The sequence below is a fragment of the Mesorhizobium sp. M0029 genome (assembly GCF_040323735.1).
GTDB lineage: Bacteria > Pseudomonadota > Alphaproteobacteria > Rhizobiales > Rhizobiaceae > Mesorhizobium.
Genome location: NZ_JAMYVF010000015.1, coordinates 1 through 26,485, shown reverse-complemented (window position 1 = coordinate 26,485; position 26,485 = coordinate 1). Strand labels below are relative to the sequence as shown.

24 protein-coding genes are annotated in these 26,485 nt (G+C 63.8%); 11 read left to right on the top strand and 13 right to left on the bottom strand.

The features are described 5' to 3' along the window. Positions 1–14: 14 nt before the first annotated feature. The 6 genes from NKJ76_RS22750 to NKJ76_RS22725 form a co-directional block, all read right to left on the bottom strand. The gene (locus tag NKJ76_RS22750; protein WP_023700081.1) at positions 15–707 is read right to left on the bottom strand and encodes a response regulator transcription factor; all 693 of its coding nucleotides are present in this window, start codon (positions 705–707) and stop codon (positions 15–17) included. Further along, positions 704–3,436, bottom strand: a complete 2,733-nt coding sequence (locus NKJ76_RS22745; protein WP_352538409.1) for a DUF4118 domain-containing protein — start codon at positions 3,434–3,436, stop codon at positions 704–706. Before NKJ76_RS22745 ends, NKJ76_RS22750 begins: the two co-directional genes overlap by 4 nt. A gap of 67 nt (positions 3,437–3,503) precedes the next feature. Next, positions 3,504–4,070: a potassium-transporting ATPase subunit KdpC gene (gene kdpC / locus NKJ76_RS22740; protein WP_023686547.1), complete on the bottom strand. Its 567-nt coding sequence runs from the start codon at positions 4,068–4,070 to the stop codon at positions 3,504–3,506. A 12-nt stretch (positions 4,071–4,082) separates the two neighbouring features. After that, on the bottom strand, positions 4,083–6,176 hold the full coding sequence (gene kdpB, locus NKJ76_RS22735; protein ID WP_023686546.1) for a potassium-transporting ATPase subunit KdpB: 2,094 nt from the start codon (positions 6,174–6,176) through the stop codon (positions 4,083–4,085). A gap of 232 nt (positions 6,177–6,408) precedes the next feature. Continuing rightward, positions 6,409–8,112 carry a potassium-transporting ATPase subunit KdpA gene (gene kdpA, locus NKJ76_RS22730; RefSeq protein WP_023699137.1) on the bottom strand — a complete coding sequence of 568 codons (1,704 nt, stop codon included), beginning with the start codon at positions 8,110–8,112 and terminating at the stop codon, positions 6,409–6,411. An 18-nt stretch (positions 8,113–8,130) separates the two neighbouring features. After that, on the bottom strand, positions 8,131–8,220 hold the full coding sequence (locus NKJ76_RS22725; RefSeq protein WP_023669708.1) for a K(+)-transporting ATPase subunit F: 90 nt from the start codon (positions 8,218–8,220) through the stop codon (positions 8,131–8,133). A gap of 402 nt (positions 8,221–8,622) precedes the next feature. Between NKJ76_RS22725 and NKJ76_RS22720 the strand changes: the two genes are divergently transcribed. Then, on the top strand, positions 8,623–10,413 hold the full coding sequence (locus tag NKJ76_RS22720) for a flavin-containing monooxygenase (protein ID WP_023704186.1): 1,791 nt from the start codon (positions 8,623–8,625) through the stop codon (positions 10,411–10,413). Positions 10,414–10,567: 154 nt separating this feature from the next. Here the strand turns inward: NKJ76_RS22720 and NKJ76_RS22715 are convergent, their stop codons facing one another. Together NKJ76_RS22715 and NKJ76_RS22710 are read right to left on the bottom strand one after the other, a co-directional pair. Beyond that, the gene (locus tag NKJ76_RS22715; RefSeq protein ID WP_352538408.1) at positions 10,568–11,794 is read right to left on the bottom strand and encodes an amidohydrolase/deacetylase family metallohydrolase; all 1,227 of its coding nucleotides are present in this window, start codon (positions 11,792–11,794) and stop codon (positions 10,568–10,570) included. Between the two features lie 103 nt (positions 11,795–11,897). Next, positions 11,898–12,263: a RidA family protein gene (locus NKJ76_RS22710; protein ID WP_023683098.1), complete on the bottom strand. Its 366-nt coding sequence runs from the start codon at positions 12,261–12,263 to the stop codon at positions 11,898–11,900. Between the two features lie 175 nt (positions 12,264–12,438). Here NKJ76_RS22710 and NKJ76_RS22705 point away from each other — a divergent pair, with 175 nt between their 5' ends. Then, positions 12,439–12,924, top strand: a complete 486-nt coding sequence (locus tag NKJ76_RS22705) for a hypothetical protein (RefSeq protein ID WP_023710833.1) — start codon at positions 12,439–12,441, stop codon at positions 12,922–12,924. A 132-nt stretch (positions 12,925–13,056) separates the two neighbouring features. Here NKJ76_RS22705 and NKJ76_RS22700 read toward each other — a convergent pair whose 3' ends face one another. Then, positions 13,057–13,287 carry a hypothetical protein gene (locus NKJ76_RS22700; protein ID WP_023669703.1) on the bottom strand — a complete coding sequence of 77 codons (231 nt, stop codon included), beginning with the start codon at positions 13,285–13,287 and terminating at the stop codon, positions 13,057–13,059. A 146-nt stretch (positions 13,288–13,433) separates the two neighbouring features. Here NKJ76_RS22700 and NKJ76_RS22695 point away from each other — a divergent pair, with 146 nt between their 5' ends. The 3 genes from NKJ76_RS22695 (at position 13,434) to NKJ76_RS22685 (ending at position 16,809) form a co-directional block, all read left to right on the top strand. After that, positions 13,434–14,075, top strand: coding sequence for a glutathione S-transferase family protein (locus NKJ76_RS22695; RefSeq protein ID WP_023714111.1), 642 nt, complete (start codon positions 13,434–13,436; stop codon positions 14,073–14,075). Between the two features lie 137 nt (positions 14,076–14,212). Further along, complete coding sequence (locus tag NKJ76_RS22690) at positions 14,213–15,715, top strand: helicase HerA domain-containing protein (RefSeq protein WP_023683100.1); 1,503 nt, start codon at positions 14,213–14,215, stop codon at positions 15,713–15,715. A gap of 128 nt (positions 15,716–15,843) precedes the next feature. Then, positions 15,844–16,809 (top strand): hypothetical protein, encoded by a 966-nt coding sequence (locus NKJ76_RS22685; protein ID WP_023683101.1) that lies wholly within the window; start codon positions 15,844–15,846, stop codon positions 16,807–16,809. A gap of 70 nt (positions 16,810–16,879) precedes the next feature. On the opposite strand, the gene NKJ76_RS22680 is transcribed toward NKJ76_RS22685, so the two are convergent. Continuing rightward, complete coding sequence (locus NKJ76_RS22680; RefSeq protein ID WP_023683102.1) at positions 16,880–17,323, bottom strand: SRPBCC family protein; 444 nt, start codon at positions 17,321–17,323, stop codon at positions 16,880–16,882. Positions 17,324–17,739: 416 nt separating this feature from the next. Here NKJ76_RS22680 and eglC point away from each other — a divergent pair, with 416 nt between their 5' ends. Genes eglC through NKJ76_RS22665 form a run of 3 tightly spaced genes read left to right on the top strand, consistent with a single transcriptional unit; the run spans position 17,740 to position 22,248 of the window. Then, entirely contained in the window at positions 17,740–19,164 is a 1,425-nt protein-coding gene (gene eglC, locus NKJ76_RS22675; RefSeq protein ID WP_033001007.1) for an endo-1,3-1,4-beta-glycanase EglC, read from the top strand. Continuing rightward, entirely contained in the window at positions 19,165–20,925 is a 1,761-nt protein-coding gene (locus NKJ76_RS22670; RefSeq protein WP_352538407.1) for a type I secretion system permease/ATPase, read from the top strand. A gap of 3 nt (positions 20,926–20,928) precedes the next feature. Next, entirely contained in the window at positions 20,929–22,248 is a 1,320-nt protein-coding gene (locus tag NKJ76_RS22665) for an HlyD family type I secretion periplasmic adaptor subunit (protein WP_352499036.1), read from the top strand. Here NKJ76_RS22665 and NKJ76_RS22660 read toward each other — a convergent pair. The 3 genes from NKJ76_RS22660 to NKJ76_RS22650 all read right to left on the bottom strand — a co-directional run bounded on the left by NKJ76_RS22660 (position 22,235) and on the right by NKJ76_RS22650 (position 23,891). Further along, the gene (locus NKJ76_RS22660) at positions 22,235–22,549 is read right to left on the bottom strand and encodes a type II toxin-antitoxin system RelE/ParE family toxin (RefSeq protein ID WP_352538406.1); all 315 of its coding nucleotides are present in this window, start codon (positions 22,547–22,549) and stop codon (positions 22,235–22,237) included. The genes NKJ76_RS22665 and NKJ76_RS22660 overlap by 14 nt on opposite strands. After that, a complete protein-coding gene (locus NKJ76_RS22655; RefSeq protein WP_023669694.1) occupies positions 22,546–22,827 on the bottom strand; it encodes a type II toxin-antitoxin system ParD family antitoxin in 282 nt (93 codons plus the stop codon). The genes NKJ76_RS22660 and NKJ76_RS22655 overlap by 4 nt, the downstream gene beginning before the upstream one ends. Before the next feature lie 68 nt (positions 22,828–22,895). Further along, complete coding sequence (locus NKJ76_RS22650; RefSeq protein ID WP_352538405.1) at positions 22,896–23,891, bottom strand: GlxA family transcriptional regulator; 996 nt, start codon at positions 23,889–23,891, stop codon at positions 22,896–22,898. A gap of 289 nt (positions 23,892–24,180) precedes the next feature. Between NKJ76_RS22650 and NKJ76_RS22645 the strand changes: the two genes are divergently transcribed. The 3 genes from NKJ76_RS22645 to NKJ76_RS22635 all read left to right on the top strand — a co-directional run. Beyond that, positions 24,181–25,329 (top strand): amidohydrolase, encoded by a 1,149-nt coding sequence (locus NKJ76_RS22645; RefSeq protein ID WP_352538404.1) that lies wholly within the window; start codon positions 24,181–24,183, stop codon positions 25,327–25,329. A 100-nt stretch (positions 25,330–25,429) separates the two neighbouring features. Continuing rightward, positions 25,430–25,777, top strand: a complete 348-nt coding sequence (locus tag NKJ76_RS22640) for a hypothetical protein (protein ID WP_502895697.1) — start codon at positions 25,430–25,432, stop codon at positions 25,775–25,777. Positions 25,778–25,986: 209 nt separating this feature from the next. After that, the coding region (locus NKJ76_RS22635; RefSeq protein WP_352538403.1) for a transposase at positions 25,987–26,485 on the top strand (499 nt) is incomplete at its 3' end.

Genomic DNA, 26,485 nt, shown 5'->3' with positions numbered 1-26,485 from the left:
CAGCGAACGCGCGGCTACTCAACCTCGCGCAGCCGGTACCCCACGCCGGTCTCGGTGGTGATGTAGCGCGGCTGGTCGGGTGATTTTTCGATCTTCTGCCGGAGCTGGCGGACATAGACCCTGAGATACTGCACGTCGGTCGAATCGCCCCACACCTGCTTCAGAAGGAAATGGTGGGTCAGCACCTTGCCGGCATGCTGCACCATAATACGCAATATGTCGTATTCCTTGGGGGAGAGCTTTATCTCCTTGCCTTCGACCTTGACGATGCGCTTGACCAGGTCGACCGAGAGATCGCCGGTCTGAAACACCGGCTTTTCGCCCTGCTGCTGGAATCGGTGGCGCAGCGCGACGCGGATTCTGGCGACCAGTTCGTTCATGCCGAACGGCTTGGTGATGTAGTCGTCAGCGCCGAGTTCGAGCGCCGCGACGATGCCGGCTTCGTCGGTGCGGCTGGACAGGATGACCACGGGCACGTCGAGGCCGTCGCCGCGCCATTTCCGCAGGAGATCGAGGCCACCCATGCCGGGCAGGCCGAGGTCGAGCAGGATCAGATCCGGCTTTTGTGCATCGACGAGTTCGATCGCGGCCCCGGCATTGGGCGCCTCGCTGACCGCATAGCCCTGGCTGCCGAGGCCGACGCGCAGCAGTTTGCGGATCGGCGGCTCGTCGTCGACGACCAGTATGCTGACGTTGGAATTTGTCATGCCGGATCACCAGAGTTTTGCCCGTCCGCGTTCCGTTCGTCCAGGCCGGGCGATCGTGCCGGCTTCGGCATGCGGATGGTGAAGACCGCGCCTTGGCGATCGCTGCGGTTCGCCGCCATGATCGTGCCGCCCATCGCCTCGATGAAGCCCCGGCAGATCGACAGGCCGAGCCCGGTGCCGGCCTGGACCTGATCGCGCTTGCGCACCCGGTAAAAGCTGTCGAAGACGCGCTCCAGGTCGGCGGGCGGAATGCCCGGTCCCTCATCCATGATCTGCAGCACGACGGAGCCATTGTCGGCCCAGCCCTGCAGCCGGATTGTCGATCCCGGTGGCGCGTATTTCGCGGCATTGTCGAACAGATTGAACAGCACCTGCTCGAACAGCACCGGATCGAGCTTCAGCATCGGCAGGTCGGGCGGAATATCGATCTCGGTCTTGTGCCCGGCAGTGATCTTGCGTGCCCGCTGCAAGGCCGAGCCAACGACATCGCCGACATAGTGCAGGGCGAAATTCGGTTCCATGGCGCCCGATTCAATCTTGGTCATGTCGAGCAGATTGGCGATGAAGCGGTTCAGCCGTTCGGACTCGTCGAGCACGGTGGTCAGCAGCTCGGCCCGATCGTTCTCGGGCAGTGCCGGCGCAAATTCCCTGAGCGTGCCGGCCGCGCCCATGATGGCCGCCAGCGGCGTCTTCAGATCATGCGAGATCGACGTCAGCAGTGCCGAGCGCAAGCGGTCGGCCTCGGCCGCCAGCCTGGCGCGATCGACATCGGCGACCAGCTGGATGCGCTCGATGGCAACCGCCGCCTGGTCGGCCAGCGCGTCGAGCAGGCGCTGTTGCTCGGGCGTCAGCAGCGGGCCTTGCTTGTCATTGTCGAGGCCGACGACGCCGACGGCCGTGCGTGCGGTGCGCAAGGGGAGGTAGAGGCGTTTTGCCCCGGGCAGGGTATCGGCGCCACGGCCGGCAGCCCGGTTGTGTTCCCAAGCCCAGCGTGCAGCCGCGATGTCGGCCTCGGCCAGCGTGTCATCGGGGGGATAACCGGCCTTGACGGTGATCGTGCCTTCTTCCGGCAAAAGCAGCACCACGCGCAGCTTCAGCATCGAGGCGATCTGGAAGGCTGTGGCCCACAAAACGTCGTCGAGCGTGCCGGCGCCGGCGAGCTTCTTTGAAAAGAGGTAGATGTCCTCGGTGGCCCGGGCTCGTGAACGGGCGGCGGCTGCCTGACGCTGCACACGCGCCGTCAGATTGCTGGCGATGACGGCAACGACGAGGAAGACGGCGAAGGCAACGATGCTCTCCGGATCGCGGATCGTCATCGTGTAGCGCGGCTCGAGAAAGAAGAAGTTGAAGGCAATGGCGCTGAGGAAACAGGCGTACAGCGCCGGCCACAGGCCAAAGGTCACTGCCGATGTCAGCACCGCCAGCAGCAGCACGCTGGCAAGGTTGCGAACGTCGAGGAACTGATCGAGGACGGCGCTGACGGCAAGCGCGCCGGCGACATAGACGGTCGAGAAAAGATAAGGCCAGATTTGAAATGGCGTCTGCTCGGCCGCCGCCTTGACCCTCGACGTGGCCTCGTTGTCGCGCTCCGTTCCTGAAATGACATGGACGCTGATATCGCCGGCATTGCGGATCAGATCGTAGGTGAGCGAACCCTCGATCAGTTCGCGCCAGCGCGAGCGGGTCGGCCTGCCGACGACGATATGGGTGAAGTTGTTGGCCGTGGCGTGGCGGACGATGTCCTGGGCGACGTTCTGGCCCGGAATGGTCGTCACCTCGGCGCCGAGCTGCTCGGCCAGGCGCAAGAGCGTGGCCAGCTGGTCCTTGTCTTCCTCCGACATGGCGGCCGAACGCGGCGTGTCGACATGCAGCGCCGTCCACGGTGCGCGCAGCCGGTCGGCCAGCCGGCGCGCATAGCGGACACGAGACGCTCCGCCCGGACGCGCATCGACGCAGACGAGCACCCTTTCGCCCGCCGCCCAAGGGCCGGGAATCGCGTGCGACTGCATGTGGTTGAGCAACTGCTCGTCGACGCGCTGGGCGGTGCGGCGCAGCGCCAATTCCCGAAGCGCGGTCAGATTGCCCGGCGAGAAATAGTTTTCGACTGCGCGCTGGGCAGTGTTGGGGAAATAGACCTTGCCCTCTTTCAGCCGCTTGATCAGGTCGTCGGGCGTGAGGTCGATGATCTCGATGTCATCGGCCTGGTCGATGATGGAGTCCGGGACCGTTTCGCGCACCCTGACCCGGGTGATCTGCGCCACCACGTCATTCAGGCTCTCGACATGCTGGATGTTGAGCGTGGTGTAGACATCGATGCCGCGCGTCAGGATTTCCTGGACGTCGAGATAGCGCTTGGGGTGGCGGCTGCCTGGCGCATTGGTGTGGGCGAGTTCGTCGACGAGCACCAGCGCCGGCCGGCGGGCGAGGATGGCGTCGATGTCCATCTCATTCAGCACGCGGTCCTTGTAGTCGACCTTCTGGCGCGGGATGACCTCGTAGCCTTCGACCAGCGCCAGGGTTTCCTTGCGGCCGTGGGTTTCGACGATGCCGATGACCACGTCGATGCCGTCGGCAAGCATGGCGCGGCCGGCCATCAGCATTTCGTAGGTCTTGCCGACACCGGGTGCAGCACCCAGAAATATCCGCAGGCGGCCGCGCTCTTCCCGTTCCGCATGCTCGAGCAGCGCGTCCGGAGAGGGTCTGGTATAGTTGCTTCTGGCGTCCGGCATCAGGCTCGATCATGAACGGCGCCGAGGATCGTGTCGATCCCTGGCCCCTGGCTTCAGAGATTGTCTCTCACTGCTTGGTATCGTCCAGTGCCAGGTTGAGCGCCAGCACATTGACGACCGGCTCGCCGAGGAAGCCGAGTTCGCGGCCTTCGACATGGCTGTCGACAAGCGCCTTGACCTTGGCTTCGTCGAAGCCCCTGGCCTTGGCCACCCGAGCGACCTGGAAATAGGCGGCGTCCGGGCTGATGGCGGGGTCGAGGCCGCTGCCGGACGTCGTCACCAGATCCATCGGCACCGGCTGGTTCGGGTTCTCCGCCTTCAGCTTTTCGGCGTCGGCCTTGATGCGGTCGATCAGCTTGGGGTTGGTTGGACCGAGATTGGAGCCGCTGGACGCTGCGGCGTTGTATCCGTCGCCGGCAGCCGAGGGGCGGCCATGGAAATACTTGTCGTCGGCAAAGCCCTGGCCGATCAGTTCGGAGCCGATGACCGTGCCGTTTTTCTCGATCAAGCTGCCATTGGCCTGGTGCGGAAACAGCGCCTGGGCGATGCCGGTCATGCCCAGGGGATAGATCAGGCCGGTCAAAACGGTGAAAAAGACGATCATGATAACAGCGGGTCTTATCTGAGTGAGCATGGACGTATTTCCTTAAGCGAGGCCGAGGCCGGTGACGATCATGTCGATCGCCTTGATGCCGACGAAGGGAACGATGATGCCGCCGAGGCCGTAGACCAGCAGGTTGCGGCTGAGCAGCGCGCCGGCGCCGATGGCGCGGTATTTGACGCCTTTAAGCGACAGCGGGATCAGAGCGATGATGATCAGCGCGTTGAAGATGATGGCCGACAGGATGGCGCTCTGCGGCGTCGCCAGATGCATGATGTTGAGCGCTTGCAGGGGGCCGATTGTATGTCCCGGCGCAACGTAGAAGACGGCAAACATGGCCGGGATGATGGCGAAGTATTTGGCGACGTCGTTGGCGATCGAGAAGGTCGTCAGCGAGCCGCGCGTCATCAGCAGCGCCTTGCCGATCTCGACGATCTCGATCAGCTTGGTCGGGTCACTATCGAGGTCGATCATGTTGCCGGCCTCGCGGGCGGCAACCGTGCCGGTGTTCATGGCGACGCCGACATCGGCCTGCGCCAAGGCCGGCGCGTCGTTGGTGCCGTCACCGCACATGGCGACCAGCTTGCCCTTGGCCTGTTCGTCGCGGATCAGCTTCAGCTTGTCCTCGGGCGTGGCCTGGGCGAGGAAATCGTCGACGCCGGCTTCGGCTGCGATCGCCGCCGCAGTCATCGGATTGTCGCCGGTGATCATCACGGTGCGGATGCCCATTTTGCGCAGTTCGGCAAAGCGCTCGCGGATACCACCCTTGACGATGTCCTTGAGGTGGACGACGCCGAGCAGGCGGCCGTCACGCTCGACGGCCAGCGGCGTGCCGCCCGACTTGGCGATCTCGTCGGCGATCGCCTGGAGATCCTTGACGGTGTCGCTGCCGGGGCGCGTGCCGTGAGTGGCCGATGACGACTGGCTGACATAGGCGAGAACCGAATCGACGGCGCCCTTGCGCACCGACGAGCCATCGATGTCGACGCCGCTCATCCGGGTCTGCGCGGTGAAGGGCACGAAGCTGGCATGCAAGGTTGCCATGTCACGGGCGCGGATGGCGTATTTCTCCTTGGCCAGCACGACGATCGAGCGTCCCTCAGGCGTCTCGTCGGCGAGCGAGGCGAGCTGCGCGGCATCGGCCAGTTCCTGTTCGGTGGCGCCCTTGACCGGGCGGAATTCGGTGGCCTGGCGGTTGCCGAGCGTGATGGTGCCGGTCTTGTCGAGCAAAAGCGTATCGACGTCGCCCGCCGCTTCGACGGCACGGCCGGACATGGCCAGCACGTTGAAGCGCACCAGGCGGTCCATGCCGGCAATGCCGATGGCCGACAGCAGGGCGCCGATGGTGGTCGGGATCAAGGTGACGAACAGCGCGACCAGCACCGTCACCGGGATATAGCCGCCGGAATAGGAGGCAAAGCTCGGGATCGTGGCGGTGGCCAGCACGAAGATCAGCGTCATGCCGACGAGCAGGATGTTGAGCGCGATCTCGTTGGGCGTCTTCTGGCGCGAGGCACCCTCGACCAGCGAGATCATGCGGTCGAGGAAGGTGTGGCCGGAGGCGGCTGATATGCGCACGCGAATCCAGTCGGACAGAACCTGCGTGCCGCCGGTGACCGCCGAACGGTCGCCGCCGGATTCGCGAATGACGGGTGCGGACTCGCCGGTGATTGCCGCCTCGTTGACCGAGGCCACGCCTTCGATCACTTCACCGTCGGACGGGATGATGTCGCCGGCTTCGACCAGCACGATGTCGCCAACCTTCAGGCTGGTGCCGGGCACCAGCTTGAACCTGGAGCGGTCTTCGCCGGCAAGCAGCTTGGCCTGGGTTTCGGTGCGCGCCTTGCGCAGCGAATCGGCCTGCGCCTTGCCGCGGCCTTCGGCGACGGCCTCGGCGAAGTTGGCGAACAGCACGGTGAACCACAGCCAGATGATGATCTGCAGCGTAAAGCCGAAATCGCCGCCGCCGGTGGCGAGATCCTTGACGAACAGGACCGTGGTAAGAAGCGAGACGATGGCGACGACGAACATCACCGGGTTCCTGACCAGCGTGCGGGGGTCGAGTTTCCTGAAGGCGCCGCCGATGGCCGGCCACAGGATGCGGGCATCCATGATGCTCGCGGATTTGGACTGGCTCATTTGGTGGCTCCAGTATCTGAACTGTTGGCCGGCACCGACCGATCGGATGCCGAAAAGAGGGGCGGCGGACCATAGGCCAGCAGCCAGATCACGATCATGACTGCCGCGAGGCCGAGGAAGGTAGATACGCTGGGGAAGGGAGGGGGCGTTTCCTCCCCCTCATTGCCGGCTCGTGGGCCGGCTCGCGGCCGGGCCTTCATGCGTTTTGGGTAGAACCAGGACATGACAAGCCTCAGAATGTCTGGCCGTTGATGGCAGCCAGGTGCTCGACGATCGGTCCGATCGCCAGTGCCGGGAAGAAGGTCAGGCCGACGACGATCAGGATGACGCCGACGAGCAGGCCGACGAACAGCGGGCCGTCGGTCGGGAAGGTGCCGGCGGAAGCCGGAACCGTCTTCTTCGTCGCTAGCGAGCCGGCAATGGCAAGCGCTGGAATGATGACGAAGAAGCGACCCACCCACATGGAGATGCCGAGCGTGATGTTGTACCAGGGCGTGTTGCCGGAAAGGCCGCCAAAGGCCGAGCCGTTGTTGGCCGCCGCCGAAGTGTAGGCATAAAGAACCTCGGAGAAGCCATGCGGACCGCCATTGGCCATCGAGGCGACGGCGCTTGGCAGCACGACCGCTATTGCCGTGAAGACCAGCATGACCAACGGCAGAGCGAGGATGGCGAGCATTGCCATCTTGACCTCCTTGGCCTCGATCTTCTTGCCGAGATATTCGGGCGTGCGGCCAACCATCAGGCCGGCGACGAACACGGTGATGACGATGAACATGACGATGCCGTAGAAGCCGGCGCCGACGCCGCCGACGATGACTTCGCCGAGCTGCATGTTGAGCATCGGGACCAGGCCGCCAAGTGCTGTGAACGAGTCATGCATGGCGTTCACCGCACCGCAGCTCGCAGCCGTGGTGATGACGGCGAATAGTGCCGAAGCGGCAATGCCGAAGCGGCTCTCCTTGCCTTCCATGTTGGCGCCGTCGACGCCCAACGCATGGACCAGCGGATTGCCCGCGGCTTCCGCCCAGTAGCAGATAACGACGCCAGCGATGAACAGCACACCCATCGTGGCCAGGATCGCCCAGCCCTGGCGCTGGTTGCCGACCATGCGGCCGAAGACGTTGGTGAGTGCAGCACCCAGCGCGAAGATCGTCACCATCTGGATCATGTTGGAGATGGCGTCGGGGTTTTCGAAAGGATGCGCGGCATTGGCGTTGAAGAAGCCGCCGCCATTGGTGCCGAGCATCTTGATGGCGACCTGCGAGGCGACCGGCCCAAGGGCGAGCGTCTGCTTGGCGCCCTCCAGCGTGGTGGCGTCGACATAAGGCCCGAGCGTCTGCGGCATGCCGAGCCAGACATAGACAAGGGTGAGCACGATGCTGAGCGGCAGCAGGATGTAGAGCGTGCAGCGGGTCATATCGACCCAGAAATTGCCGATCGATTTGGCCGAGGCGCGGGCGAAGCCGCGGATCAGCGCCACCGCAATGGCAATGCCGACGGCGGCGGACATGAAGTTCTGAACAGTCAGGCCGGCCATCTGCACGAGGTAGGACAACGTGCTTTCGCCGCCGTAATTCTGCCAGTTGGTGTTGGTGACGAAGCTGACGGCAGTGTTGAAGGCGAGATTGGGTTCGACCGATGCCATCCCGGCCGGATTGTAAGGCAGGACGCCCTGCAGGCGTTGCAGAAAGTACAGCACCAGGAAGCTGGCAAGGCTGAAGAAGATGATTCCTGCCGCGTAGGTCGTCCAGTGCTGCTCCTCGCGCTCGCTGGTTCCCGAAATGCGGTAGAGGCCGCGCTCAACGGGCCCGAGTATGGGCGAGAGAAAGGTGCGATCGCCATTGAAGACGCGGTACATGTAGCCGCCGAGCGGCTTCACCAGCAAAACGACGATCCCGCAATAAACCAGGATCTGTATCCATCCGTTGAGTGTCATGGGTTTCCGTGCCTTGCTTCAGAAGCGTTCTGGGCGAACGAGGGCGTATGTCAGGTAGACGAGCAGGAACAAGGTCACGCCGCCACCGAGGATGTAATCGACAAGCATGGTGCGATCCTTCCGCTTAAAGAGCGTCGCAAGCTTTGATGTAGGCGAGGGAAAGACCGAAGAACAAAACCTCGATCCCGATGACGACGATGTCCATTTGTGTTGGTCCTTGCTTCTGCTTGTATTTGGCGCCAGCGACTGGCGAGCCAGAAATTCCATGAGAACGGCCCGCCGTAACTCTGGGGTCACGGCGTCCGCAGCGTTTTGCTCGAGATGGAATATGGACCCGATCGCCATAAAGGTTCGAGACGGGGCCGGGAGGAAAGATATAAAATTCCTATAAAGATTTCCGGGAGATGGCTCCGTTCCGGGCCGCTAGAAACCGACGCCATGATATCGCGACCCCTCTTGCGGCGGCTCCGTCTTTCGAAACAATGGGAACGCAAAACGAGGGAAAAACAGATGCTCGACATGGCACCATCGAAACAGGCGGCGACATGGCTTTGCGCGCTTGCACGGGCGCTGGAAGCTGATGACGCCGAGGCGGCCGCCAACCTGTTCGTCGAGGATTGCTACTGGCGCGATCTGCTGGCTTTCACCTGGAACATCACCACGATGGAAGGCCGCGATGAGATCCGCGACATGCTGCAAGCGACGCTGGCGGAAACGAAGCCCTCACACTGGACGCTGTCCGGCGAGGCGACCTCGGATGAGGGCACCGTCGAGGCCTGGTTCACGTTCGAAACGGCGGTCGCGCGGGGCGAAGGGATTGTGCGCCTTACGGACGGCCGCTGCCGGACCTTGTTCACGGCGGTGCGTGAGCTCAAGGGGTTCGAGGAACAAAAGGGACCGGCGCGGCCGCTTGGTATCCGTCACAAGGCCGATCCGAAGCGCGAAACCTGGGCGGAGGCGCGGGCGCGCGAGACGCGCGACCTCGGCGCCACCGAGCAGCCCTATTGCCTGGTGATCGGCGGCGGGCAGGGCGGCATCATGCTCGGCGCGCGGCTGAGGCAGCTCGGTGTGCCCACCATCATCATCGAGAAAAATGCGCGCCCCGGCGATTCCTGGCGCAACCGTTATCGCTCGCTCGTGCTCCACGATCCGGTCTGGTACGACCATCTGCCCTACATTCCGTTCCCGGAGAACTGGCCGGTGTTCACGCCCAAGGACAAGATGGGCGACTGGCTGGAGATGTACACCAGGGTGATGGAGCTCAACTACTGGGTCGCCACCAAATGCCTCAGCGCCAGCTATGACGAGGCCGAGAAGGTGTGGACTGTGGTGGTCGACCGCGTCGGCCGGCAGATCACGCTGAAGCCGAAGCACATTGTCTTTGCCACCGGCGCCTATGGCCCGCCACGCCAGATCGCGCTGCCCGGCGCCGAGACCTTCAAGGGCGAACTCCTGCATTCCAGCCAGTATGCAAGCGGCGAGAAATTCCGCGGCAGACGTGTCGCTGTCATCGGCGCGGCAAGCTCGGGGCACGATGTCAGCGTCGACCTCTGGGAGAGCGGCGCAGACGTCACCATGATCCAGCGGTCGCCGACGACAGTGGTGAAATCCGACACTCTGATGGAAGTCGGCTTCGAGATCTTCTCGGAAAAGGCTTTGGCGCGCGGCATCAGCACCGACAAGGCCGACCTGATCGTCGCGTCCACGCCGTTCGCGCTTGTACCCAAGGGCCAGCGGGATCTTTACGAGGTGATCAAGGCACGCGACGCAGACTTCTACGACCAGCTACGCGCCGCCGGCTTCGCCATCGATTTCGGCGAGGACGAGACCGGGCTGTTGATGAAGGCCTACCGCACCGGCTCCGGCTACTACATCGATGTCGGCGCCTGCGAACTGATCATCAATGGCGAGATCAAAGTGAAGAGCGGCGTCGGCATCAGTTCATTGACGCCGACCGGCATCCTGTTCGACGACCGCAGCGAGCTGGCCGTCGATGCGATCGTCGCCTGTACCGGCTACCAGTCGATGAACGAGACCGTGGCGGCCATCGTCTCGCGCGAGGTCGCCGACAAGGTAGGGCCATGCTGGGGCCTCGGCTCCGGCGTCAAGGGCGATCCCGGTCCTTGGCAAGGCGAGCTGCGCAACATGTGGAAGCCGACGGCCCAGGACGCGCTGTGGTTCCACGGCGGCAATCTGGCGCTGTCGCGGTTTTACTCGAAATATGTGGCGCTGCAGATCAAGGCGCGGATGGAAGGGATTGCGACGCCGGTGTTTGGGGCGGTGAGTAACGCAGGGCGCTAGCGATCTCCTCCCCCCTCGAGGGGGAGATGTCGCCGAAGGCGACAGAGGGGGTCGCCGCGCGTGGAGCGCTGACCTCCAGCTGCCGCGAGGAGCTTGCGTCCGGTCGAACCGACCCCCTCTGGCCTGCCGGCCATCTCCCCCTCAAGGAGGGAGATTATCCACGCCCGAAATGCCGTGCCGCGACCTCGACATGCGTATGGTGCGTGTGGGCCTCGAAGCGCTCGGTCTCGTTGTGGTCGGCGGCTTCGTTCGGCCACCAGACACCACCCACGACGATGCCGTCCGATGTGAGCCGCTGATCCGCGATCAGCGCCGCACCGACCGCATCGACGAAGGTAAAGCGCCCGGGGCGCAGTCTCAGCACCGCGACATCGCCGACACCGCCAACTTTCAGCGTCCCAAGCTCCGGCCTGGCGATCGCCTCGGCTGGCCTTTGCGTGGCGGCGCGCAGCACCTCGACCAGCGGCATGCCCAGCGCCATTAGCTTCGACATGCAGACCAGTATGTCGAAGGCCGGACCGTCGACGCAATAGAGATGCACGTCGCTGGAGATGACGTCGGGCGCGAGGCCCTCGGCCAGCATCGCTTTCGCCACGGCGAAGTCGAACGATCCCATGCCGTGGCCGATGTCGAAGATGACGCCGCGTTCGCGGGCCAGCCGCATGTCCGGCCGCACCGCGCCGGAGGCGAAGACCGGCGCGTTGGGGAACGGGCGAAAACAGTGCGTGAGGATGTCACCCTTGCGCAGCCGCGGCAGCACTTCGGAGCGGCCGGGCGGCGGCTCGTCTATATGCGCCATCAGCGGCAGGCCGGCCTGGTCGGCGGCTTCCAGCGCGAGATCGACCGGCGCGATGCCGCTGGCGCCGCCGGCATGCTTACCGGAGCGCACTTTTACGCCGACGACGACATCGGCGTGCTCGCGCACCGCAGCCACCGTCTCGCGTGGCTCGCAGAGCCTGAGATCGCTGCATTCGCCGACAGAGACGCTTTGCGAGAAGCCGAATATGCCGGCAAAGGAGATGTTGACATAGGCCAGGATGCGCACCTTCGAGCGCTCGATGACATGGCGGCGAAAGCCCAGAATATTGCCGGCGCCGGCGCTGCCGGCGTCGATGAAGGTGGTGGTGCCGCTCTTGGCCGCCAGCCGGTCGGCATCGACGCCAAGCGAGGTGCCGCCCCAATAGACATGGCTATGCAAATCGATGAGGCCGGGCGTGACGATGCAATCACGAGCGTCGACTATCTTGGTGGCGTGCTCGGCATCGATCGCCGCCTCGATGGCCACGATGCGTCCGCCCGCAACGGCGACATCGCGCGGCGCGTCCAGGCCCGAGGCCGGATCGATCAGGCGGCCGCCCTTGATCAGGAGATCGAACTGCATCGGCGCCTGCCTCTCTTTGTTTCGGGGCATGATCTTTGGACAAAACGGTTTCCGTTTGTCCGAGAAAACCGGTTTCCACTTTTCGGGATCATGCCCCGACTGGTCAAACCGGCCGGTAAGCGACGGCTTCGACCTCGATCTTGATGTCGATCATCAGCCGCGATTCGACCGTGGTGCGGGCCGGCGGATTTTTCGGGAAGTGCTTGGCGTAGACGGCATTGAAGGCGCCGAAGTCGCGCGCGTCCTCGAGCCAGACCGTGGTCTTGACGACATCGTCCATGGTGCAGCCGGCCAGCGCGAGTGCTGCCTTCACATTCTGCAGCACTTGCTCGGTCTGCTCGGTAATGCCGCCCTTGACCACAATGCGGTCGCCGTCGACCGGCACCTGACCTGAGATGTAGACGAAATCCCCGGCGCGCACGGCCGGCGACAGCGGCACGTGGGATGTTCCAAAACACTCTTTGGGCAAAGGAAACTCCTGTTCAGAATGGCGGGCCGCGCCCCGTTTTCGACGACCGCTCTACGCCTGTCCCGGTGATCCTCATAGGGGGCTTTTTGGAAAGCAGCATTTTTCCAAACGCGTGTTGCTTTATCGCAGGCTCGCCAGCATCTTGCGCGTCGCATTTTCCCGACAGGAGATTTCAATGACCTTCGACAAGAACCCGTTTCCAGAGGGCGATGCCGATCGCCACGCGCTCTGGGAAATGTTGGTGCGGCGCGACATCGACGCCTTTATCGGTCAGGACTGGTCGATGGTCGAGGATGATTTCCTCGCCGACAGCTTCTTCGGCATGCATGCGCATTTCCTCAGCGATGCCGACGCTTGGCGTCTGCAATTCCCGAGCCTTGCCGTCTATCGCGACGAATGGCTGCGCCAGGCCAAGGAGACGGCGACGACCAGATTCGCCGAGCCGCTGCGCGAGGCGCTGTTTCGCGTCACCAACATGCGCGACATCGATGTCGATGGCGACCGCGCCGTGCTGCACAAGAAGTTCAACGGCTCGGTGGCCAAGGCCGATGGCAGCGTCGACAAGCTGAAATGGCAGACGCTGTATTTCTGCAGGAAGGTGGCGGGCCACTGGAAGATCGGCGGCTTCGTCGGCTACATGCCGCATCCCTTGGGGAACTGAGGTTTACCCGCTGATGCTATTGCCGGCCTTCGCGCACGAAGACGTCCGCTTCCGGGCTGCAGCTGTAAAAGCTCGCCAACCGAACCCACTCGAGCTCAAGCGAGTTGAACGGGACAGGTTCGTCCAACAGGGCTAGCGGGAGCGGTGGTCGAACACAACCGCCATGGTCTTACCAATTGCCGCCATGACGACGAGTTCGACGAGATCGTCGTCGCTGTCGACACAGGTTGGATCCATGCGGCGGATGGCGTCGAGCGCCGCCCTGGTCGAGACGGTATCGCCGGCGCGGAATCTGGAAAGCGCAGAGGAAACAAGGTTCTGGGTTGTCACGTCGATGACAGGTACGCTCGGCACTACGTTCATGGCTTCCTCCTGCCAAGAACCCTCTCCCGAAGGAAATAATACGCCGAACGACGGCGTGTGCCAGCGGAATCGTGGTCCGACCAGATTGCCGAGATGGCACGTTTGCGTGTTTGATAGGATCGAGCCCACAGCGTCCAGGACACGACATGAAACTGTACTTCAGCCGCAATCCCAATCCGCGCCTTGCGGTAGCAACGGCACGTCATCTGCAGGCCAAGGTCGAGTGTGAGTTCGCGGCACCCATGGCGCCCGGACAGGCTGAGCGGTTTCGTCAGCTCAATCCCAATCTTACCCTGCCGATATTGGCATGGACGGGCGGCAGCCTGTGGGAAGCCGACGCCATAGCCTGCCTTCTGTCGCGCGAAGCGGGTTCGGATTTCTGGCGCGGCGGCGGCGACCAACCCGACATGATCCGCTGGCTGAGCTGGGGCAAGGAAAATTTCGTGCGGGCCTGCGACACCGTGCATTTCGAGCGCGGAACCAAGCAGCGCTACGGGATTGGGCCTGTCGACCAGGGCAAGGTCGAGGAGGGGCTGGCGGAGTTCCGCATCGCGGCAGCGATTCTCGAGGCGGAGCTCGCCAAGCGGCCATGGCTTGTGGGCAAGTCGCTTTCCTATGCCGATTTCCGCATGGCGACGTTTTTGCCGTTCAACGATGCAGCCGGCCTGCCGCTGGTGGACTATCCCTCTGTTCTGGGTTGGTATCGCCGGCTCGAAGCCATCGATGCCTGGCGCGATCCCTTCGACGGGCTGGAAGCGCCGCTTCTGCCGCCGGTCAACTCCGCTTGATGTGCCTTCCCTTTGGGCAGATGGGCTGATGTGTGGCGCTTTGGCAGCATAGGTGTGGAACAGCGGGCGAGTTGCCATGGCGCGCTCGACGGCTCGCGGCCGGGTTGATAAGCCCTGTCCGCAAGGAGAGTCGTGACATGACCGTAGCCATCGAGATGGGACAGACGACGGCGGGTGCGTCGGCGGCGCTCGACCTTGAGGAGCTGCTGGCCACCCGGCTTCTGGTGCAGGGCAATTCCGGCTCCGGCAAATCGCACCTTTTGCGCCGGCTCCTGGAGCAGAGCGCGCCCTGGGTGCAGCAGACCATCATCGACCCGGAAGGCGATTTCGTCTCGCTGGGCGACCATTACGGCCATCTGGTCATCGATGCCGAGGAGCATACGGAGCGTGGCCTGCAAGCAGCCGGCGAGCGGGCGCGCATCCACCGCGTCTCCACGGTGCTCAATCTCGAAGGGCTCGATGCCGAGAACCAGATGCGGCGCGCCGCTGCCTTTCTCGGCGGGTTGTTCGAGGTTGCCCGCGAGCATTGGTATCCGATGCTGGTGGTGGTCGACGAAGCGCAGCTGTTCGCGCCCGCCGTGGCCGGCGAAGTGTCCGACGAGGCGCGAAAGCTCTCGCTCGGCGCCATGACCAATTTGATGTGCCGCGGCCGCAAGCGCGGCCTTGCCGGCATCATCGCCACGCAGCGGCTGGCAAAGCTCGCCAAGAATGTCGCGGCGGAGGCGTCCAATTTCCTCATGGGCCGTACCTTCCTCGATATCGACATGGCGCGCGCCGCCGACCTTCTGGGCATGGAACGGCGCCAGGCGGAGGCGTTTCGCGATCTGGAGCGCGGGCACTTCATGGCGCTGGGACCGGCGCTGTCGCGCCGCCCGCTCGGCGTGCGCATCGGCCAGACCGAGACCAGCCCGCGCAACGGTACGCCGCGGCTGATGGCAATGCCGGAAACAGCGCTCGAGGACGCACGGGCCATCATCCTGGCAGCGCCGCCGCCCGAGACGATGCGCGCGCCGCGCCGGATGGCGTCGCCCGATTTGCTCGACCAGCTGATGGCGGCGAAGTCTGCGGCGATGGAGATCCGCCCGGAACCTGCGGAACCGGCGGTAAGCGCCGAGGATATCGCCGACCGGCGAGAGCGGGTGGACCGTGTCCTGCGCGCCATCCTGGCGCAGCCCGATGCGGGTTTCCGCGTCATCGGCGTGCTTTATCAGGAGTTCGTCGTCCGCTGCCGCATCGAAGGCCTCGCTTCGGTGGTGCCGGACCTCTCAGAATTCCGTCGCATGCTGACGCGTGCCCGCGCCGGGCTCGGCGCCGACATGGCAGGCGATGACGCCTGGCAGGACGTTTCCGTGCGCGCCTCGCTGCTGCCCGAGGACATGCAGGGCGTGTTCATGATGATCGCCCGCGCCGCCAAGGAGGGCTGGCCGTGCCCGAGCGACGCGGCGATCGCGCGCGCCTACGGCTCGCATTCGCTGCGGCGCGCCCGGCGGCTGCTCACCTATATCGAGGAGCAGGGCCTCATCGTCTGCCAGCTCGACGGCACCGGCCGCCGCACGGTGACGCTGGTCGAGCTCGCCTGGGCGACGGCGCCGGGCGACCCCAATGCCGCGGAGGCGGAACAGGGCAGCCTGGCGCTGTGAAAGGCGAACAGGCAGCTACCTGACTTGCTTGCGCGGTTCTGAACAAGATGTGTTTCGCCGATCGGCGCGCGACGATTTATGATGGGTTTCCGAGAATCGCAGAACGGTTCGGGCGGGAGGGTTGTCCGGTGCGGTTGAAATCTCTGGCTGTCTTTGTCTTTGGCCTCCTCGCCGTCGCCGGCATCGCCTTGACGATGTCTGCCCGGTCTTTTGCCGCGTCCTCCGATATACCGGCCTGGCTGCAGGCCCATGTCGGCAATGACGACGGCGAGATTTCGCAAGTGGTGCTGGAGCGGGCGCGCGCGCTTTACCTGAAGAAGGTCGCGCAAGGCGCGGTCCACAATGGCTGCTATTTCGCCATGGATGCGACTCGCCCCGGCGATCTCGGCAATGGCGTGCTAGGGCGGCGCTACTACGTCATTTGCGAGGCCAAGCAGTCGTTCAGGGCGATCTCGTCGGGCCATGGCGGCGGCCGCAATTTGAAAGGCGTGGTCGATTTCTCCAACGGCAAACGCTGCGCGAAAAACTTCGGCAATGCCCTGGACTCGTCCTTGACGACCGGTGGCGCCTATATGACCGGCGAGGCAAAGATCTCATTCAAGGGTTTTTACCGCATCGGCGCAAAAAAAGACCAGGCGCTGCTGCGCACCTTCATCCAGTTCGACGGTGAGGGGGAGACGGCGAATGCCAGGCAGCGGGTGATCGGTGGCCACGCGGCGCGGCTGTTGCGCGGCATGTGCCTGCGCAAGAACCCGAACAGCTCCTATGCCGACCATGACGGCTTCGTGCCATACGGCAAGCTGGTGGATTATGCCGGCGGCCGCAGCAATGGCTGCACCAGCTGGTCGCCGTCCGACGCCGACCAGATCATTTCGATGGTGAAGGGCAATCCGACGACGCTCTATATCTACCCGGAATCGCGCGACATCACCGCCGTTGGTAAATCGGGCGCCTATTGGAATGCGTCCTGCCTGAAGGAGATCGGCAAGCCGAAATTCTGGCCGCGAAAGAGCCTTGAGCCGATCATCGCGCAATACGCCAAGGACAACCCGCCACCGCCGCCACAACCGTTGCCGATCTGCACCGGGCCGTGAGGGATGAGTCCTCGGCTCGGCATTGTCGGCGGCGCGGACTGGCTGGGCGGCGCCGCCGATCCGATGGGCTCTACTGATTGATCTCGGGTTCGACGAGCTTTGCCAGATTGCGCAGCGACTCCTGCCAGCCGAGGTAGCAGGCTTCGGCCGGAATAACGTCCGGAATGCCGGCCTGCGTGATGTCGAGTTCCGTGCCGACCGACACTTTCTTCAGGAGCACGGTCACTTCGATCTGGCCGGGCAAATTGGGGTCGTCGAACCTGTCGGTGTAGCGCAGGCGCTCGCCGGGAACGAGTTCGAGATATTCGCCGCCGAAGGAATGGCTGCCGCCCGTCGTGAAGTTTCGGAACGACATCTTGAAGGCGCCACCGACTTTCGCGTCGAAGCTGTGCACGGTGCAAGTGAAGCCGTTCGGCGGAAGCCATTTCGCCAGCGCGTCGGCTTCTGTGAATGCGCGGTAGACCTTCTCCGGGCTGGTCGTCAGAACGCGGTGCAAACGTACGGTGCTTGGCATCTCTTCGGTATCCTTTGTGGTTTCGTTGTTCTATGCCCCAAGGACGGGTGAACCTCACCCGGTCCGACATAGCCTGTCAAATTTTCTTGAGCCCTTTGCCGGCAGCCATCCGCCCGCGACTTCGAGTCGCCGCCTCAGGCAGGCGGTCGTGTCGCGTCAAATTGCATGAATCATTGACAGGTTGCCTAACCTTTCGGCGCGGATCTCACAATTTATTAAAATTGTAAGTCTCTCCTATAAAGTTGTATTAGGATCAGCTTAACGCCTTCGGCATTATCTATTAAATGATGGGCGACGATCTCCTTGGTGTACTATAGAATGATTCCCTGGAACGACGGATCAATTTAAGAGTTGATCCGAAATGGTCGCTCGAAGGTTGTCGAACGACCAAGGCAGCACGCGCAAGGAGTGTCGGAATGACCACAGTCCTCAACGCCAAAGGCATTCCACTTCCCTATACCGGCGCTTCCACCCATTGGTTCTCGGCGACTGGAGGCGCGCCTTACCGCTACGGCACCTCGGGCAACGATTCCTTCTGGGGCGACACCAACGTCAAGGTCACCATGTATGGCGGCGCGGGCGACGACTATTACCATCTCTATTCGACGATCAACAAAGCGGTCGAGAACTACGGCGCGGGCGTCGACACGATCGATACCTGGATGAGCTACAAGCTGCCCGCCAATTTCGAGAACCTCGTCGTCACCGGCGACGGCCACTATGCCTTCGGCAATGGTCAGGACAACATCATAACGGGCGGCGCTGGCAGCCAGACGCTGGACGGCGGCAAGGGCAATGACGTGCTGATCGGCGGCGCCGGCGCCGACACCTTCATCATCACCAAGGGCAATGGCAGCGACCTTATCTCCGATTTCGGCGCGACCGACACGGTGCGCCTCAACGGGTATGCCTTCACCTCGTTCGAGGCCGTCCACGCCAATATGGTCCAGGTGGGATCGAACGTGCAGCTGAACCTCGGCTCGAGCGAGGTGCTGGTGTTCCACAACACCACGATCGACAAGTTTCAGCCCGGCCAGTTCGAGCTGCCGATCGACAAGACCGGCATGACGCTGTCGTTCAACGACGATTTCAACACGCTGAGCCTGTGGAACGGCCAGAGCGGCATCTGGGATTCCAATTTCTGGTGGGGGGCGCAGAACGGCAGCTCGCAGCCCCAGAACGGCGAGCTGCAATGGTATATCGACGCCAATTATGCGCCGACCAGCTCGGTCCATCCGTTCAGCGTCGCAAGCGGCGTGCTCACCATAACCGCGGCGCATGCGCCCGACGACATCAAGCCGCTGATCAACAATTACGAATACACTTCCGGCATACTGACGACGCACGACACCTTCTCGCAGACCTATGGCTATTTCGAAATGCGGGCCGATCTCCCGGAAAACGCCGGCGCGTGGCCGGCCTTCTGGCTTCTGCCCGAAGACGGTTCATGGCCCCCGGAACTCGACGTGATCGAAATGTATGGGCAGAACCCAAATGCGCTTCTCATGACCGCGCACACAAATGAGACGGGAACCCACACCACGGTCGGGTCGACGGTGAATGTCTCGAACACCGACGGCTATCACACCTATGGCCTGTTGTGGACGCCGGACAAGCTGGTCTGGACCTATGATGGCGTCCAGGTCGCGGAAGCGGCGACGCCGTCCGATATGAACAAGCCCATGTATATGCTGGTCGACCTTGCGGTCGGCGGTCAAGCCGGCGCGCCGCCCGACCATCTGGCGACGCCCGCGCAAATGAAGATCGACTATATCCACGCCTATACGCTGAACGATTTGCAGCAGAGCCATCTGAGCACGACAGCCGAGCACGCGGTCTAGATGTCGCGAGACCGCGCGCCAATCAGCGATGCGGCCATCGGCCTGCGCCCGGTCTTCCTGCGTGGCATCGCCGACATCGGCATCTTTTCGTTGCTGATCAACATCCTGCTCCTGGTGATCCCGCTCTATCTGCTGCAGGTCTATGACCGGGTGTTGCCGTCCTCCAGCGTCGAGACGCTGCTTTATCTCTCGGCCATGGCGGTCCTCGCGCTCGCCTTCCTCGGCCTGCTGGACGCGGTCCGCGCCATCTACGCGCAACGTGTTGCGGCCACCGTCGACCAGAAACTGGGCGCGCGGACATTCGCCGCCTCGCTTGGCGCCAGACATGCCGGCAGCGGGCTGTCGCCGCTGAACGACCTTGCCACGACTTGCGCCTTCATCAGGTCGCGCGGCGTGGCGGTGTTGTTCGACCTGCCGTTTGCGCCCGTCTTCCTGGCCTTGCTCTATTTCATCCATCCCGTCCTGTTCTGGCTGACGCTCGCCGGCGCCGTGCTGCTGTTTCTCTTGGTCGTGGCCAACCAGCTTGCCATCGGCAGGAACGATGCCATGTCGGCGGAACGCTCGGCGGTGGCCAGCCAGGCGGAGCAGGCCTTCGCCCGCAACACCGACACGCTGCGCGCCATGGGCATGGTGCAAAATGCCGCCGCGGTCTGGGGACAGCAGGTTGCTGAGGCGCTGACCCTGCATGACCGTTCCGGAAGCGCCAATGCGATCTTCAGCGCGACGTCGCGGGCGCTGCGCATGATGCTGCAACTGGCGATCCTCGGCGCCGGCGCGTGGCTGGTGCTACAAGGGCAGATGACCGCCGGCATGATCTTCGCTTCGTCGCTGGTGTCGTCGCGCGCGCTGCAGCCGCTCGACCAGCTGATCGGATCCTGGCGGCAGATCGTCGACGCCAAGCGATGCTGGAAGCGGCTGGACACCGCCCTTGCGGCGCAACCAGCGCAGGGGCGCAAGCTCGCACTGCCCGATCCATTGGGCGCGATTTCGGTGCAGGATCTGTTCTTCATCGCGCCGACTGCGGCTTTCGGCACGGAGCCCATCCTCAAGCGGTTGAATTTTGCCATCGGCGCCGGCGAAGCGGTGGCGATCGTCGGCCCGAGCGGGGCCGGCAAATCGACGCTGGCGAAATTGCTTGTGGGCGCGCTGCAGCCGACCGGCGGCGCGGTCAGGGTCGACGGCGCCGACCTGAGGAGCTGGGACGAAACCCAGCTTGGCAGGCATATCGGCTATCTCGCGCAGGAGGTGGAGCTTTTCCCGGGATCGATCGCGCAAAATGTCGCCCGCTTCGCACCCGACGCCGATGACGCCGCGATCGTCGAAGCGGCCAGGCGCGCCGAGGCGCATGAGCTGATTCTCACGCTGCGCGACGGCTATCAGACCATGATAGGCCCGTCGCATACCGTGCTGTCGGGCGGCGAGCGCCAGCGGATAGGGCTGGCGCGCGCCTTCTACGGCAAGCCACGCATGCTGGTGCTGGACGAGCCCAACGCCCATCTCGACGGCAGTGGGGAGGCGGCGCTCGAAGGGATGCTTTCGGCCGCGCGAAGTGTAAGCGTCACGACAGTCGTCATCACGCATCGCCCTTCGATCGCCGCGGCCTGCGACCGCGTCATGGTCCTGCGCAACGGCATGGTCGAAGCTTTCGGCCCTGCGAGCGAGGTGCTGAGGCAACCGGCGGCCGGCAAGGCCGGGAGCGCGGTGGTGACAGGCTCGTTCGTGCCGACCGTGCGCCCGCACAGCGTCCGCTTCGGGTCATAGACGATGATGCAGCAGAGCCTCGCCTTCGAAGGTCGACCGCGCACCGACTTCCGCCGCATGGCCGTCGTCGGCTACGTGGCCATAGCGCTCTTCGTCGGCTGCTTCGGCTATTGGGCGGCGAACGCGCCGCTCTCCGGCGCGGTGATCACCTCCGGCACGATCTCGGCGACGGGCGGCAACATCCTCATCCAGCACCCCGAGGGCGGCATCATCGAGCAGTTGCTGGTGTATGAAGGCGACCGCGTGCAACAAGGCGAGCCGCTGGTCCTCCTCGACCGCACGGCGGCCGAGGCCGACCTCAACCGGCTGACCAGACAGTCGATCGCGCTCAGGGCAAGTGCCGCGCGGCTGGAGGCCGAGCGCGACGGATCGGACAGGCTGGCGCCGATCGCCGAGGCAGCGCCCGCGCCGTTCCAGAGCGATTTCGACAATCTGGTGCACGAACAACAGAAGGAGTTCGAGGCCCGGCTCGCCCGGTTCCGGTCCGAGCAGTCGATCCTGGCGCAGCGCGTCGCCATGCATCGTGAGTCGGCGCTGGGACTAGACGCGCAGAAACTGGCCATTCAGCAACAGGCCGAGATCGTAAAGAAGGAACTCGGCATCAAGACCGGCCTGCTCGACAAGGGTCTCACCAACCGCAGCGAATATTCGCAGCTTCTGCGCAGCGAGGCCGATCTGGTCGGCCAGGCCGGCGCGCTGGAGGCGGATATCGCAGCGACCAAGACGCAGATCGTCGAAGCCCAGGCGCAGGTCGAGCGCGCGACCACGCAGCGCGTCGAGGACGCGCTGACCAAGCTCGACGAGGTTCGCACCAGCCTGGCCGACATCGGCGAACAGATCACCGCAGCCGAGGCGGTGCTGGGGCGCACGACGATCAAGGCGCCGGCAGCCGGCATCGTGGTATCCTCGATCTACAACTCCAAAGGCAGCGTGATTGCGCCGGGGCAGAAGATCATGGAGATCCTGCCGACCGCGTCGGGCCTCATCGTCGACGCGAAGCTGCGGCCGAAAGACGTGGACCTGGTTCGCGTCGGCCAGCCGGCGAAGCTCAGGCTGTCCGCCCTGAACGCGCGCCTCACCCCTGAGGTCCCGGCTACGGTGACGCAAATTTCCGCCGACCGGCTGATCGATGAAACCACGCATGAGGCGTATTTCCGCGCCAGGCTGAAGATCACCGACACGCTGCCGCAGGGCGTGAAAGCCGAGCAGCTTTACCCGGGAACGCCGGTCGAGGCGTTTATCAGCACCGGCGACCGAACCTTCCTCGAATATCTGGCGCGGCCGATGCTGGACTCGTTCGCGCGGGCGTTCACGGAGCGATAGGCGCCAACTCGTCCTCCCAGTTGACGCCGCCGTAGAACACCCTGAGAATCACCACCTGGTCGCCTTCTACGGTGAAGGCCACAGTCAGGCGGCGCTCGAAGCCAACGATGCGAAGCCCCAGCCGCACATCATCCCTTAGGGTTCCGCGTTCCGAGGCATAGTCGAGACCCAGGCAAAATCGCTCGATCCGCTCGATGTAGCGAAGGGCGGTGAGGTTGCCGGATGCGTGAGCGACCGTATCGTATATCCATAACAGGTCCGTCTGGGCTTCCGGCAAAAGGACAACATGCCGGCGCTTCACACGTTCCCCTTGAGGCGAGCTGCGTGATGTGCGCGGATGCTGTCAAAAGACTTGTCGGCCGGGATGGCCTGGGAGGGGTCTGCCTTCCACCTATCATAGGTCGGCGCGACCTCCTCACGCAGCCAGCGTTCCACGGCGGCGTCGCGTTCCTGCAATGCGCGAAGACCGGCGCGGATCACTTCACTGCTGGTCGCGTATGTGCCGGACCGAACGAGCTGGTCGATGAAAGCAGCCTGCTCGGCCGGCAGGCTGAAGGTGCGTTTTTCGGTGGCGGACATGGATCCCTCCTATCAGGTTGGTATGATATTATCATACCAACGGCGAGATCGCACGCCCCAATATAGGCTTAGGGACCGCTCCCCTTGCCGTTGGCAAAGACACCGGACATTCGGTTCGGATGCCTGAGATGGGTCGGCGTGATACCGGTCTGATGGCGGAAGACACGGCTGAAATGGCCGGCATTGGGAAAACCGCAGCGGTAGGCGATGTCGCCGATTGCCAAGTCGCTCCCCTCCAGCAGCGACTTGGCCTGATGTACGCGCAGCGCAAGATAGGCGGCCATCGGGCCGATGCCGAGCTCGGCGCCGAACAGCCGCTCAAGCTGGCGCCGGGATAAATGCAACCGGCCCGCGATCTCGGCGACCGACAGCGTCTCCTGGAGATTGCTTTCCATCAGAAGCAGCGCCCGTTTCACCGCTCGGCTCGACGCGGCCGGAAAGAGATCGCCGACGGGCTGCACATCCAGGCTCGAGCGGATGCGGTCGAGCACGAGGATCTTGGCGGCTTTTTCCGCAGCCTTGCGGCCGATGAACTGCGACACGAAATGGCCGGCAAGGTCGGCCGCACCCGTGCCGCCGGCGCAGGTCGAGCGGCCCCTATCGACGGAAAACAGGCTGTCGGCATGGGCGTTCACATCAGGGAATTGGCTGCGGAAATCCTTGATGTGAAACCAGCTGACGGCGGCACTGTAGCCATCGAGCAGACCGTAGCGCGCGAGCACGAAGCTGCCGGTGCAAAGTGCCGTCAGCGGCACGCCCTTTTCGGCCGCCCGCAACAGAAAGGCCTCCTTTTCGGAGCTGAGGCTGCGGTTGGTGTCGAGCAGGCCACCGACCACGACGACATTGTCGAACTCCTGCGGATTGCCGATCGCCTTGGTCGGCAGCAACTCGACACCGCAACTCGCCCGGATCGGCAGGCCACGCTCGCCGACGATCTCCCAGTCGAACTCGATCCGGCGGCTGCGGTCGCCTTCATCGCCGGCGAGCCGCAGCGTGTCGATGAACAGCGACAGCGGCGACAGCGTGAAGTCGCGAACCAAGAGAAACGCAAACCGCCTAGCCATTGTTGCTCCGAAACCGTTCCTTCGGGTGGATGGAAGCAATTATCGCGAAAGATGTCGCACAGGCGAGCACGCGGCGCTTTTCAGGAGAAGCCACCGGATGTCGGAGATGAGATCGACGGCCTCAGTGCGGAGCTGGAAATTCTCTGGGTTGTGTGGTGGTCATGGGATGTCGTCATCTACGCTCACACAAGACAGGCAGATGGACCAGTGGAATTGATCAGTATGGCACGGCGTGAGAAAAACCCTATCGTGTTTGTGTAACCTGCAGCACCAAAGCGGAGCCCAAGCCATGACCCTGACCAATCGCGATATCATCGAGCTGACGGCATGGCGCCGCAAGCTGCACCAAAACCCGGAAATCTCCAACGAGGAAGAACAGACCGCCAAGGAAGTCGTCAGCTTCCTCGCCGATACAGCGCCGGACAAGGTGCTGACCGGCCTCGGCGGTCATGGCGTGGCGGCGGTCTATGACAGCGGCCAGGCGGGACCCACGGTGCTGTTCCGCTCGGAGATCGATGCGCTGCCGATCGAGGAGCTTTCGGGCGTCGAGCATGCCTCGCAGGTGCCGGGAAAATCGCATATGTGCGGCCATGACGGCCACACCGCGATCCTGGCCGCACTTGGCCGCCAGCTCGGGCGTGAGCGGCCGGCCCGCGGCCGCGTCGTCTTGATGTTCCAGCCGGCGGAGGAGACCGGCAATGGTGCGGCCGGCGTCGTCGCCGATCCACGCTTTGGCGAGATCGCGCCGGACTTCGCCTTCTCGCTGCACAATCTGCCGGGCGTGCCGTTCGGCGAGGTGCGGCTCAAGCCCGGCGTCGTCAACTGCGCCTCGCGCGGCATCCGCATCGTGCTGGAGGGCAAGACCGCGCATTCCTCCATGCCCGAAACCGGCGTGTCGCCGATGCCGGCGATCAGCCAGCTGATGCCGGCGCTTCCGGCACTGGGGCGCGGCACTTTCGCCGATGACGATTTCAGCATGGTGACCGTCACCCATGCGACCATGGGCGAGGCCGTGTTCGGCATCGCGCCCGGACATGCGGAGGTGTGGGCGACGCTGCGCACAAGGCGCGACGAGCGCATGGCGGAGCTGGTCGCAGCTGCGGAAGCCCTGGCTGCCAGGATCGCGGGCGAGCACCACCTTTCCGTGCGCTGCGACTATCACGAGATCTTCGTCGCCAGCGTCAATGCGCCGGATGCGGTGGAGCATCTCAACCGCGCACTCGACGAGGAAGGTGTCGCGCGCAGCGAAGAGGCCCTGCCGATGCGCGCCTCGGAAGACTTCGGCATCTTCGGCCACAAGGCGAAGTCGGCGATGTTCTTCCTCGGCGCGGGCGAGCGCACCCCGTCATTGCACAATCCCGACTATGATTTTCCCGACGATCTGATCCCGCTCGGCTCGAAGATCTTCATGCGCACGGCGCGCAACCTGCTGGGCTGAGCGCCCATGCAAGATACGCATCCTGAAGCTGCCTTTTTCCCGCTGGAATCGTTTTGTAGTCGCGTCCTACATTAGGAGGGGCTTGCGGATGAGAATTGCAATGGTCGTCGCGTTGACTGCGACAGTGGCAGGGTGCGTATCGTCTCCGGTCCAGTATGGAGCCTCGCTCTCGACCCAAGACCCGAAATGGGCGACGCCGGAATGCCAGCAGGCCCGCACGGATGCCTTGAACTACGACCGGCGCGAGAAGGAGCATCCGGGATGGGCCGCCGGCGTCGTGCTGGGGCCCTACAGCATGGGTCTCGTGGCGGCGATCAAGGAGCATGAGCAGCAGCAGCGAAGGCTGTTGGCGCGCCAGATGCATCTGCAGTGCTCGAGCCTGCCGCTGCCGAAGGATTTGGACTTCGATCCGCAAATCTACGCACCAAAGCCGGGGAAATATCCGTAGGGCTGGGATTGGTTTGCACAGGGACCATAGCGGAGGCTTGCGCCCTACGAATACCCCCGCCCTCAATCCCTCCCAACAAGGGGGAGGGAGACTAGGTTGGCGCTGATTTCCGGGTAGTGTGCTGAGAGTTCTGCAAATTCGCTGAGAGAGGGCGGTCATGGCAGGCTGGTGATGTTCAACGTCACCGATTCCCTGGAAGGAACGCCACCATGACCAAGACAGAAGGTAAATCGACCAGCGCTGCCGTCAAAGACATTCTGCTTTCGAACCCGGAGGGGCTGCACGAAGTGATCCGTGCGGTAATGCAGGAGGTTCTCGAGGCCGAGATGGAGGAGGCGCTGGGTGCTTCGAAGGGCGAACGCACGCCTGAGCGCCTTGGGTATCGCTCGGGTTACTACGGCCGCACCCTGGTCACCCGGGTGGGCAAGCTTGAGCTGCGGGTTCCACAGGACCGGGCGGGTCACTTCTCCACCGAGCTGTTCGAGCGCTACCAGCGTTCCGAGCGGGCCTTGGTGGCGACGCTGGCCGAGATGTATGTCCAGGGCGTGTCGACCCGCAAGGTCAAGGCGATCACGGAAGAGCTGTGCGGTCATGCGTTCTCGGCTTCGTCGATCTCGGCCATCAACAAGCGCTTGGACGAGAGCCTGAAGGCGTTTGCCGAACGACCGCTTCAGGAGCCATTCCCCTACCTCATTCTCGATGCCCGCT

What these genes read in the sequence shown, in the direction of transcription:
- NKJ76_RS22750 (WP_023700081.1), bottom strand. Translation starts at nt 707, where the DNA reads ATGACAAATTCCAACGTCAGCATACTGGTCGTCGACGACGAGCCGCCG.
- NKJ76_RS22745 (WP_352538409.1), bottom strand. Translation starts at nt 3,436, where the DNA reads ATGCCGGACGCCAGAAGCAACTATACCAGACCCTCTCCGGACGCGCTG.
- kdpC (WP_023686547.1), bottom strand. Translation starts at nt 4,070, where the DNA reads ATGCTCACTCAGATAAGACCCGCTGTTATCATGATCGTCTTTTTCACC.
- kdpB (WP_023686546.1), bottom strand. Translation starts at nt 6,176, where the DNA reads ATGAGCCAGTCCAAATCCGCGAGCATCATGGATGCCCGCATCCTGTGG.
- kdpA (WP_023699137.1), bottom strand. Translation starts at nt 8,112, where the DNA reads ATGACACTCAACGGATGGATACAGATCCTGGTTTATTGCGGGATCGTC.
- NKJ76_RS22725 (WP_023669708.1), bottom strand. Translation starts at nt 8,220, where the DNA reads ATGCTTGTCGATTACATCCTCGGTGGCGGCGTGACCTTGTTCCTGCTC.
- NKJ76_RS22720 (WP_023704186.1), top strand. Translation starts at nt 8,623, where the DNA reads ATGCTCGACATGGCACCATCGAAACAGGCGGCGACATGGCTTTGCGCG.
- NKJ76_RS22715 (WP_352538408.1), bottom strand. Translation starts at nt 11,794, where the DNA reads ATGCAGTTCGATCTCCTGATCAAGGGCGGCCGCCTGATCGATCCGGCC.
- NKJ76_RS22705 (WP_023710833.1), top strand. Translation starts at nt 12,439, where the DNA reads ATGACCTTCGACAAGAACCCGTTTCCAGAGGGCGATGCCGATCGCCAC.
- NKJ76_RS22700 (WP_023669703.1), bottom strand. Translation starts at nt 13,287, where the DNA reads ATGAACGTAGTGCCGAGCGTACCTGTCATCGACGTGACAACCCAGAAC.
- NKJ76_RS22695 (WP_023714111.1), top strand. Translation starts at nt 13,434, where the DNA reads ATGAAACTGTACTTCAGCCGCAATCCCAATCCGCGCCTTGCGGTAGCA.
- NKJ76_RS22690 (WP_023683100.1), top strand. Translation starts at nt 14,213, where the DNA reads ATGACCGTAGCCATCGAGATGGGACAGACGACGGCGGGTGCGTCGGCG.
- NKJ76_RS22680 (WP_023683102.1), bottom strand. Translation starts at nt 17,323, where the DNA reads ATGCCAAGCACCGTACGTTTGCACCGCGTTCTGACGACCAGCCCGGAG.
- eglC (WP_033001007.1), top strand. Translation starts at nt 17,740, where the DNA reads ATGACCACAGTCCTCAACGCCAAAGGCATTCCACTTCCCTATACCGGC.
- NKJ76_RS22670 (WP_352538407.1), top strand. Translation starts at nt 19,165, where the DNA reads ATGTCGCGAGACCGCGCGCCAATCAGCGATGCGGCCATCGGCCTGCGC.
- NKJ76_RS22665 (WP_352499036.1), top strand. Translation starts at nt 20,929, where the DNA reads ATGATGCAGCAGAGCCTCGCCTTCGAAGGTCGACCGCGCACCGACTTC.
- NKJ76_RS22655 (WP_023669694.1), bottom strand. Translation starts at nt 22,827, where the DNA reads ATGTCCGCCACCGAAAAACGCACCTTCAGCCTGCCGGCCGAGCAGGCT.
- NKJ76_RS22650 (WP_352538405.1), bottom strand. Translation starts at nt 23,891, where the DNA reads ATGGCTAGGCGGTTTGCGTTTCTCTTGGTTCGCGACTTCACGCTGTCG.
- NKJ76_RS22645 (WP_352538404.1), top strand. Translation starts at nt 24,181, where the DNA reads ATGACCCTGACCAATCGCGATATCATCGAGCTGACGGCATGGCGCCGC.
- NKJ76_RS22640 (WP_502895697.1), top strand. Translation starts at nt 25,430, where the DNA reads ATGGTCGTCGCGTTGACTGCGACAGTGGCAGGGTGCGTATCGTCTCCG.